Origin of the sequence: Agathobaculum faecis, assembly GCF_014287995.1 — a bacterium.
In the GTDB taxonomy this organism is placed as follows: domain Bacteria; phylum Bacillota; class Clostridia; order Oscillospirales; family Butyricicoccaceae; genus Agathobaculum; species Agathobaculum ammoniilyticum.
In genome coordinates this window covers 1-545 of the sequence record NZ_JACOPL010000083.1, presented here as the reverse complement: position 1 = coordinate 545, position 545 = coordinate 1, and the positions used below count along the sequence as shown (strand labels likewise).

Annotated in this window: 1 pseudogene; it reads right to left on the bottom strand. The window is 46.6% G+C overall.

Features of this window, described 5'->3' with window-relative positions:
* Positions 1 to 255: 255 nt before the first annotated feature.
* A pseudogene (locus H8S45_RS16085) lies at positions 256 to 545 on the bottom strand (hypothetical protein); the annotation flags it as partial.

Sequence of the window (545 nt, the reverse complement as noted above, 5' to 3'; positions counted from 1 at the left end):
AGGATAGATTTTTCCTTTTCATCTTCGGTGTCATTGTACCAAGACACGAGATCATTGTTTAGTGTATATGCATCAATCGCCCTTGCCATCTTTCAGCACTTCCATTCTTTCTTTAGTTGGTCTGTGAAGCGGGATGTAGTGGGTCGTAGAGTGATAGTCTGGGTGCCATTGTACCCACATTACATCCATCAGAGGCGAACCATTCCCTTGCTTCTTCCCGTGTCATTTCTAAGCCTCCTCAAATCTATGCGGTCTCTACTTTCTTTTCGGATCATATCTCTCGAAATCCGGCTGCGTCCGAAATATCTTCCGGTTATTGCACCAGCGCTGCAAAAGCCGTACTTCATGCGGCGCATTCGGCTTATCGTATATCATCACATAGGGGTCATATCCCATATCCCGCAAGGTATATATGCGGTACAGGTTTTCTTGCATCGTGGTATCATAGTTTGTCAAGCAATAGACCGTCCCGAATTTTCCATGCGGACGGCGGTTCGCCAGTTTTGCATACAGGTGCAAACCGCGCAGTACAGCATCGCTTTCTT